The sequence below is a fragment of the Microcoleus asticus IPMA8 genome (genome assembly GCF_013179805.1).
Lineage (GTDB): Bacteria > Cyanobacteriota > Cyanobacteriia > Cyanobacteriales > Microcoleaceae > Microcoleus > Microcoleus asticus.
The window spans coordinates 4,123-13,369 of record NZ_SRRZ01000169.1; the positions used below are offsets into that span (position 1 = coordinate 4,123).

The window sequence follows — 9,247 nt, forward strand, 5'->3', positions numbered from 1 at the left end:
CTGCCCCCTGCCTACACCCCTTACCAGCACGCCCTCGCGCGAGCGTCCTCGTACGACTGCTACGCCTACCGCTACGCCAACAACTGTTACACCGACGCCGACTCCGACGCCGACACCTGCTCCGACATTTAACTTGAGGACAGGTAACGAAACACCGCTAGGTAACGAAACAGCCGACACACAGAAGAATTGGTGCGGCGTAGAAGCTGGATTGGATAAACTTGAGAAAATTCTTGACGACCAATTACAGGCAGTTAACCTACCCATTGTCGGCCCGCTCAAGAACATTTCCCCAGATTTTATTGGCAACTTCAAGACTAAGTTAGTCGATGCAGTTAAAAATGGGGCAAATCAAACTCTGAGTCAGTTAGAAAGTAGCATCCGCACAGCACTTGGGCCAGATTTCACAGTCGCTCTAACTGGGAATTCGACACCTGATGAAAGTAGCTTGCTAATTACTGTGGGCAAACAATATCAGTTTCCCGACATCAATCTCTCGAAAAACTTAGGAGTACCGGCATTAAGCTTAGATGTAGATGGAAAAGCCAAATCAAAATACAACTACAACTTGTCCCTAGGAGTTGGTGTCAGTAAAGAGTTTGGCTGCTACATAGATACTGACAAAACCAAATTAACCGCCAACATTGACTTCGGCCTAAATGACCAATTCAAGGCAAAAGGCAACTTAGGTTTTTTCCAAGTTGACCTGGCCAACGATACCAAAAACCCTACTAAAGTCGATGCCAATCTTGAAGTCAAGCTGAAGGACTTAGACAATCTGGGCGGCCCGAATGATGGAGATCGCCTCACCTTGCCAGAACTGCAAGGCAGCTATCAGTTTAAAGACTTATTCAAAGCAAACTTAACGAGCAATGCTAATCTCGGTCTCACAGCAAAAACCAGCATCAACGGCAATGCTGCATTCCCCTCCTATAACTTCGACTTAGCAGTTAATTGGCCGCTCCTAAATTACGCTAACGGTCAATTAACCGGGCCGCAAAAGCCCACAGTTGCATTTAACAATATGCAACTTGATTTGGGGACATTTGTCAATAATTTTGCGAAACCAGTTATCGGTAAAATTTCCGATGTCATTAAACCATTTCGACCAGTTATCAACTTTCTGAATGCCGACACCAAGTTACTATCTAAACTAGGTATAGCGGGGTCATTCGATAAAAATGGGGATGGCAAAGTCAGTGTACTAGAACTGGCCGCAAAAATCTCTAATACCGATATCGATACTAGCTTTTTAGATGCGGTTGCCAAGATTGATAAAGTTGTTGATTTGGCAAACCAAATAGCGAACTCTCCCGATAAAATCGACTTGGGTTCCTACACTCTGGGGAATATAGATGTTGCCGATAACAGTGCGAATCTTCAAAATGCTTCGCCAGTGCCAAAAACTGCCCTACAGCAAACCGCCAGCCAACAAATCAACTCCAAAACAGGCGGCAAGGTCAAGGACTTCTTAAATGCTTTACAAGATATTGATGGCTTTGATATCCCACTCTTGACCCAACCGCAAACTGCGATTCAGTTACTGATAGGTAAACCGGATGTTCCCGTATTCACCTATCAGATGCCAAAACTGGGATTTGACTTTAATATTCGGAAAGATTTTCAGATATGGGGGCCGCTTAAGGGTTTACTGGAAGGCAAGTTTAGTGCTGCCGCTCATTTAGGATTTGGGTACGATACCTATGGATTAAACCAGTGGAAAAACTCTAACTTTGCTGCGAGTTCTGCTGACAAAGTTTTGGATGGATTTTATGTGAGCGATCGCGAAAATGCTGACGGTACAGGGCCAGATGTTGACGAACTCAGTCTTGACGCTAGCATTAGCGCAGGTGCTGGGGTAAAGGTACCAAAAATTGCCGAGGGTTATGTCAAAGGCGGAATTCAAGGAAAGGTAGGCATCGATCTGATAGATATCGGAGAATTCCAGCCCAAAGTCGGCGGCGACGGAAAAATCCGAACATCGGAAATTACTTCCCGCATCAGCAAACCCTCGGAACTGTTTGATGTAACAGGAAAAGTTAATGCTTTCTTGGGCGCGGAGGTTAAGAGCATATCAGTCCAATTCTGTAATAAAACCACTCCAGCATTGAAAATTTTTGGCAAAACCATAATCCCTGCAATCACCATACGTATTCCTTGCGGATTAGATTACAAAACAGTCTACGACAATAACTTTGCCACATTTGAGTTAGCTAACTTTAGTTTGGGGCCGAGTTCTAGCACTAGGGGCCGAGCAATTAACGGTTACATAACCGGGGGGACAGTCTTCTTCGATGCCAACTTTAATGGAATCAAAGATGAAAACGAACCGTTCTCAATTACTAACGCCGATGGCAGCTTTGACTTAGATGTCTCTCTTGACCAATTCGACAAAAATAACAGCGGCGACCTCGAACCAAATGAAGGCAAAATTGTACTGATTGACGGCATCAATACCTCTACTTATTTGCCGCAGCAAACGCCCCTATTTGCCACACCAGATGCTACTGTCGTCACTCCGTTAACTACCCTAATGACAGAGTTAGTCGAACAAGGTACTGACCCCAATCAGGCGCAAAGTCAGGTTAAATCTGCACTGGGACTGTCGTCAGCAATTGACTTGACTAGCTACGATCCGCTAGCAGCAATTACTCAAAACGATCCCAATGGTTTAGCGGTTTATGCAGCACACGCTCAGGTACAAAATACCATTGTCTCAATCACAGATTTAATTAGCGGTGCTGCAACTACTGATAAAAATGAAATTGCCTCTAGCGTAATTTCCACCATAGCCAATCAAATTAAATCTGGCACTCTCGACTTAAGCAATTCCACCCAATTGCAAGCGATTATTCAGTCGGCGACGAGTCAACTGCAAGTACCGCAAGTATCTAGTATTGCTTCGGATGCTGCCCAAATTATTGCCGAGGGAAATCAGCGAATTAGTGATCTCGCATCCAGCAATACCTCGCCCTCAGATGCCGCGACAGAAATCGCCCGCATACAAAAAGTCGCACAAGGAGAAGTAGCCCAAGATTTACTGCAAGTCGCAGCCGGAAATAAGACGATTCAGTCGGCGATTTCCGAAAATACTGGTGCATCTCTAAATACCAAAATTCAGTCGGCGACAGCTAACAATCCAACAGTGCGCAATACTTTAGATACAGATGACTCCAGTACACCATCTACACCCGAAGAACCTTTCTCCAGCAGCGGTATTGAATTCGTTAAAGATGGGGAAAATACTACCGAAAGCACAGATGGCGATGATACCCTCATGGGCAGCGCTAGCGATGATATATTGCGCGGTAAAAAAGGAAATGACTTGCTGTTTAGTCTTGATGGCAACGATTGGATGAATGGCAATCAGGGGAACGACTTAACAGATGGTGGAATTGGTGACGATACTCTCTACGGCGGAAAGGGTTTTGATACCTTGACTGGTGGTGCGGCTAGTGACTTCCTTTCTGGCAATCGAGGTGAAGATATCCTAATTGGTGAAAAATCCGACGATACCCTCTACGGCGGTCAAGGCAATGATATTCTGCTAGGAGGTCAGGGTAACGATTTCCTCAGTGGCGATTTGGGGAATGATACCTTAGTAGGGGACGTAGGGAGCGATCGCTTCTTATTATCTACCAATTCTGGTATTGCTACTGTTGCTGACTTTGAAGTTGGCCAAGACTTGTTAGTATTGGGTAACGGGTTGAGTTTCTCGCAATTGGAAATTGTCCAAGATAGCGATGCAACATTAATCCGGTTGCCACAAACAGGGGAGATTTTAGCTTCTCTGGTCGGTGTTTCTGCTAGCAGTATCAGTGCTGTTAATTTCGGATTGATTTGAGTAGGGACACGGCAATGCCGTGTCCTCAATTGTTGAATGGCCGTGTCCTCAATGGCAGTGTTGTCGATAGTTATATTCGATTGGGCGAGGGCGTTGGATCCTCGCCCTTGCTACGACGTTTTGGGGTAGGGAAACGGCATTGACCTGTCCTTCGTAGCCGTGTTGTCGTTGGTTATATCCGAGGGGGGTGAATCGGGCAATTTCATGATCCAATCCGGTTGATTTTACCTGTTACCCGAAATTAGGACACGGCAGTGCCGTTTCCCTACAATTAATCGGGTGATGCTTACATCCGAGTCGAGATCATAATTATTTGGGGGTAAGGAAATGGCATTGCCGTTTCCAGATTTGCCGTGTTATTGATGGTTATATTTTACCTTTAACATCAGCACCGCTGATATCGCATTCCCGGTAACTGCGAAACTAATCCCAACAATTCCAACTGCAAAAGTATACTAGAAACTGTTCCCGCTTCTAATCCCGCTGCTTCGACAATTGTATCAAAAGAAATCGGCCCAGATGCGATCGCACTTAACACCTTAGCCAATTCCGGCTCCAACGGCGGCCCTTGCTTTTCAACCGTCGGATTTGCCGGAAACAGCGACAACTGCTGCGCATTATCCAATTTTGGCATAGCTCCGAGCATTTCCAACAACCTCTCTTCGCTTAGGAGTCGATCGCTACTCGGCAGAATCGGATGAGCACCTTTACTCAGCAATTCCAAACACCCAAAAGAACGCTCGTCATCCAATCTTGCCGTCAAAACATACACATCCCGGCAAAAATCATTCGCTTGATAAGCAGTAATTAACGCGCCCGATTTGTGCGGAGCTTCTATCACTATTGTAGCGCGGCTTAACCCAGCAATTATGCGATTTCGGCGCGGAAAATTAGTTCTATTCGGTTGAGTACCCGCCGGATATTCGCTAATTGCCAATCCCTGCTGCAAAACGCGATCGCACAACCTCTCATTTGGCTTAGGATAAACGATATCGACCCCAGTTCCAAATACAGCCAAAGTCCTGCCTCCTGCCTCCAAACAGCTTGTATGAGCCTCTGTATCAATGCCAGCCGCCAATCCCGAAACCACAGTAAAACCGCTTTTAGCTAAAGCCGTACTAATTTTGCGAGTCCACCTTCTGCCGTATTCCGAAGGGCTGCGAGTGCCAACAATTGCCACCGTCGGCGTAATTCCTTGATTCTCTTTTACATCGACTAAACCGCGATAGTACAGCACCGGCGGTGGATTGGGAATTTCCAATAATAAGCGGGGGTAATCTGGATCGGCGGGCGTCCAAAAACAGGGATTTTTTATAAGATGTTTTTCGATAAATTCTTCAGGATTAAGTTTAGTTCGTTCTTGCAAAATAGTTTCAAGTATCTGCTTGCCAAACCCTTCGACTCGCATTAAATCTACTGGTTTTGCCGTCCAAGCTTCTGCCAAACTATTAAAATTTTGATGCAATCTTTGCAACAAAATCGGCCCGATACCGTTAATTTGCGACCATGCTAACCAGTAAGCGCGTTCTTCTAGCAACGAGTTGCCCTCAACTTATCTGATAATAATTTTATCATCTTCGGTTGAATATAGTAGGGAAACGGCACTGCCGTGTCCTGTATCCCTTGGGTAGGGAAATGGCACTGCCGTGTCCTGTATTTTCACAGATGGCCGGGTAGGAAAACGGCACTGCCGTGTCCTGTATTTCCACAGATTTAAAACTGTTATATAAATATTTTTTTACGAACCGCGAAGGCGCTAAGAACGCGAAGGGAATTAAGAAGGAAGTTTACAATTACTGGCTAGGTTTTCCAATCTACGAAACGGGCGTAAATATAAGCAATAATTTCTCCGATCACAGTCCGAAAACCTTCGCTCGATTTCCACCATTCTTGGGAATTGTAATCTTGCGGTTCAGCCGCTATAATCCCAACTTTAATGGCAGGATTCAGCACTTCTTTGAAAACAATCCAACTTCGGCGGGCGTGAGGGCCAAAAGAATAAAGATTAATTGAGTCAACTTTTATCGCAGAAGCAGCCAGCCAATCGCTAAGTGCGATCGCAGAAGCAGCAGTGCGGTGTTTCACAACACTCGCTGCTGGTACAGCTACTACTTTGTTTTTATCAAATCCTAGCGCAATACAAGTCGCGGCAGTCAGTTCGGCATAATTTTTATACTCAGCCAAATAGTAGCCTTTACTTAAAGGAACTCCTGTGGTAATTAATTGGCGGTATTTGCCTTTTTTGAATTCGGCGATCGCACTTTCGATCGCATAATCGGGTAACCAGCCTTCGACAACCAATATATCTGCTTTAATCGGCGCATTTACCGCCAAAAACGGATGGATATTTGTGAGAATTAAGAGCATTGCAATTATTAATACCATCAGAGCAACTACCCAAAGTTTCCTGGTAATTGCCCACATTTCTCGGCGGATTAGACTCATTTTGATTTTGAGTTTTCGCAGGATTGCAAAATTCATATAGCAGATGTAGAAGGAAGAAGGAAGTCAGATCTTCTTCCTTCTACTATACTATTGGTGTTTCAGATACTCAAAAACGCTTTTATCCCCGATATCCTGCGGCATCGGTTGAAAAAACTTGCGCACAGCAAATATGATAAACAAAGCCGCCCAAACTGCTAGCAAAAACTGTTCATTTTCGGCTGACAAAAAGCCGAAAATATGTCCTAAAATTAAGAGAGGAACTCCCGGAGTCAAAAACTTAGTTTCTAGGCGGTTAAAGCAGAATGCTTCCTTAAAATAAACGCCATTTAAGGCAGCAAAAGTAAAGCCAATTCCCCACAACGTGGCTGGATGTTCGTACACTGCTAAAGCTAGAGGTTGGCTGCTTTGTAACGCCACAAACAATGCTGCCGCGCCACCGATCGCCCAAAACGCCTGTAGTGCTCGGTGCAGCGCAATCATGTAAATGTGAATAGTTGCCAAGCTGACGCCTAAAGCTATCCAGAAACAAGCAAAAACAGGCGTTACAGCTTGGATTGCAATCGGGTTGTCCCCCTGTTGCAGCACCAGAGTAGCGCCGATCGCAAAACACAGCGCCGCCACCCCCAATCCAGCGCGGTAAATCAACACTCCCGCGCGATCGCTTTGAGTAATCGTAAACTCGCCGAATTGTCCTTGATAGACTTCCGATTCATCAGGCGATTTCAGTAGTTGCATTACAGCTTCCTCCTATTAGACACGAATGTACTTCTGCCAAGATATACTTTATTGATAAACCGATATAGCGAGACCGAGCGATGCCTAAATTTAACAAGCCTAAACTTAACCAGCCTAAACTTAACCAGTCTAAAGTTAACAAATCTAAATTGGACGATCGCCCAGATCCAAGCAAATCCCTTCCTTCACAATCCGAACTTCCTGTAGTTCAGCTTGATGAAACCATTGTAGCAGGCAGAAGACCGAAACCGCTAAACGACTTGCAGCGCCTGCTGGCGGAAGTACCCGAATTTAGCTCGGGGTTCGATCCAGAAATGTTCGCCCATCTCCATGAAAGTATCCCCTTTAGTCTCAAGCAATTTGAAAGTAAAATTAGGAAAATTTTAGGGTCGAAAAATATTGATGTCAGCCTTGAAAATTCCGCCAAATATCTAGAATACATCAAGCAAAATATTCAACTCCCGTGCCACGTTACCGGTATAGAAGAGTTTGAATGGGAAGAAGAATATACGATAGGTTCTGGCAGTAAAAAAGAATATGCTAGGCTCAAAAAAACTCAACCTTCTTCTACTGATAGATTCAAAATTAATCGGTTTGAGGATTTTAGGGTTGAGGAAGAAGGCATATTTGTGGAAGTGCAGCGCGTCGGCGAGTGCCAAAAGTTTATCTTGCCTTTATCCGAGTTAGAATCAGTTGATATGATTTCCCCGAACAATCAGTTATTAGATGATTATGCCGTGTGGATTGCCAATTATTAAGGAAGTATTGGAAGAGGGAGAGAGAGGGAGAAGAGGAGAGGGAAAAAAATCTTCACGCTTGACTTATTCCCTCAACATCTATCCGTTAAATTCGTTGCCGAACTTCTTAATTAAATTGAAGCGGCAAAGTGCGATCGCGAAACCAAAGCCAAAGCTTCAACCAAACTGCGAACAGCCGCAATCATCGCCACTTCGCTATTAAGTTGGCTGACAGCAGAACCGACACCAATACCCGCAGCACCGGCTCCAATAGCGAGGGGTGCGGTGACGCTGGAGATGCCGGAAGCACAGAGTACGGGGACGGATACGGCGCGGGAAATTTCAAAGGCTGCGGCTAAAGTAGGCGCTGCTTTTTCAATTAATCCCAAGGTGCCGGCGTGAATTGGCTGGGCGCTGGTGCCGCCTTCAGTTTGGATAATGTTAGCCCCAGCTTTGACTAATTCTGTTGCTAATTGCACTTGTTTGTCGAGTGCCAAAATGTGGGGAACTGTCACAGAAAGAGTGATGTTCGGAAATAGCGATCGAGTTTCGCGAGTCAACTGCAAAACTTCCTCAGCTTCAAAGCGGCGGCCTACTGCGTAGAAAGCATCAAAGTTGCCAATTTCAATCAAATCAGCGCCAGCTTCTACCGCAGGCACAAACTTTTCCGGTTCCACAGCCGATACACAAATTGGTAAATTTGTCAATTGTTTTGCCATCAATACCAAATCTCGATCGGCAGCAATATCGACAAAGGAAGCACCGCCGAGATCCGCTGCTTTGACGACAGCCGCAACGTTCGCGCCATCAAAATTATTTAAACCGCTGATAATTTTCAGGGCGCGACCTTGCTCAAATGCGCGCTGCAATTTAGAATTTACACTCATCGTTAGTTTTCCAACTCAAAAAATTTCTTAGACTTATTTTGACACGGATTAGAACAATTTATGATTTTTAATTCTTAATTTTTAATTACTTCCCGGCTGTCGAAATTTGTGCACATCTTTGATAACTTGTGTCCAGCCGTCAGAGAGAGATTCGAGAATACGAGATCCCTTTTCTTTCGCCGCCGTCACATCGCCCAACACACCACTTTCAGTCAACTCTCGCGTCAGCCAAGCAAAAGGCAAATTCCCTTCCATACTCTGCAAACTGTCGATCGGCAAATTTTTCGGATATTCTGTAACAGCCCGTTCCATTTTCACCGATCGCGGCAAAATTGACAACATCAAACTCGTTTCTGCATCACCCGCGTGAATCCCAAACTCCAACTCCTTCGCCGTCAATAATTCAGCAGCAACATTCGGAACGCGCCAAACAATACTCCGGACAGTTTTTAAAGAGGGATGCGATGCCTTCGGCAAGCAACGCTTACGCAATACAGCAGAGAAGTGGAAACAGTGAGTGCAATCTGAACCAAAAATCAACAGAAAAAAAGGCACTCTTTTCGGTTAAGCTATAAAAACACACAAGCTCAACAGATTGC

General features: G+C 45.0%; 6 protein-coding genes and 1 pseudogene. 2 read left to right on the forward strand and 5 right to left on the reverse strand.

Annotated features, from left to right (window positions below):
• Positions 1-3,844 (forward strand): annotated as a pseudogene (locus tag E5S67_RS28840) (calcium-binding protein); the annotation flags it as partial.
• A 385-nt stretch (positions 3,845-4,229) separates the two neighbouring features.
• On the opposite strand, the gene dprA reads toward E5S67_RS28840, so the two are convergent.
• The 3 genes from dprA to E5S67_RS28855 all read right to left on the reverse strand — a co-directional run bounded on the left by dprA (position 4,230) and on the right by E5S67_RS28855 (position 7,024).
• On the reverse strand, positions 4,230-5,381 hold the full coding sequence (gene dprA / locus E5S67_RS28845; protein ID WP_172192461.1) for a DNA-processing protein DprA: 1,152 nt from the start codon (positions 5,379-5,381) through the stop codon (positions 4,230-4,232).
• A gap of 263 nt (positions 5,382-5,644) precedes the next feature.
• The gene (locus E5S67_RS28850) at positions 5,645-6,289 is read right to left on the reverse strand and encodes a YdcF family protein (protein WP_246277030.1); all 645 of its coding nucleotides are present in this window, start codon (positions 6,287-6,289) and stop codon (positions 5,645-5,647) included.
• A gap of 87 nt (positions 6,290-6,376) precedes the next feature.
• Complete coding sequence (locus E5S67_RS28855) at positions 6,377-7,024, reverse strand: DUF2301 domain-containing membrane protein (protein WP_172192465.1); 648 nt, start codon at positions 7,022-7,024, stop codon at positions 6,377-6,379.
• Between the two features lie 80 nt (positions 7,025-7,104).
• On the opposite strand from E5S67_RS28855, the gene E5S67_RS28860 reads away from it, so the two are divergent.
• Positions 7,105-7,782, forward strand: coding sequence for a hypothetical protein (locus E5S67_RS28860; protein ID WP_172192467.1), 678 nt, complete (start codon positions 7,105-7,107; stop codon positions 7,780-7,782).
• 110 nt (positions 7,783-7,892) lie between these two features.
• On the opposite strand, the gene E5S67_RS28865 is transcribed toward E5S67_RS28860, so the two are convergent.
• Entirely contained in the window at positions 7,893-8,648 is a 756-nt protein-coding gene (locus E5S67_RS28865) for a DUF561 domain-containing protein (protein WP_172192469.1), read from the reverse strand.
• 81 nt (positions 8,649-8,729) lie between these two features.
• The gene (locus E5S67_RS28870) at positions 8,730-9,125 is read right to left on the reverse strand and encodes a creatininase family protein (RefSeq protein ID WP_339382768.1); all 396 of its coding nucleotides are present in this window, start codon (positions 9,123-9,125) and stop codon (positions 8,730-8,732) included.
• Positions 9,126-9,247: the final 122 nt, after the last annotated feature.

Bases quoted from the DNA above. Each gene is read 5' to 3' on its own strand.
- E5S67_RS28850 (WP_246277030.1), bottom strand. From the start codon at position 6,289: ATGAGTCTAATCCGCCGAGAAATGTGGGCAATTACCAGGAAACTTTGG.
- E5S67_RS28855 (WP_172192465.1), bottom strand. From the start codon at position 7,024: ATGCAACTACTGAAATCGCCTGATGAATCGGAAGTCTATCAAGGACAA.
- E5S67_RS28860 (WP_172192467.1), top strand. From the start codon at position 7,105: ATGCCTAAATTTAACAAGCCTAAACTTAACCAGCCTAAACTTAACCAG.
- E5S67_RS28865 (WP_172192469.1), bottom strand. From the start codon at position 8,648: ATGAGTGTAAATTCTAAATTGCAGCGCGCATTTGAGCAAGGTCGCGCC.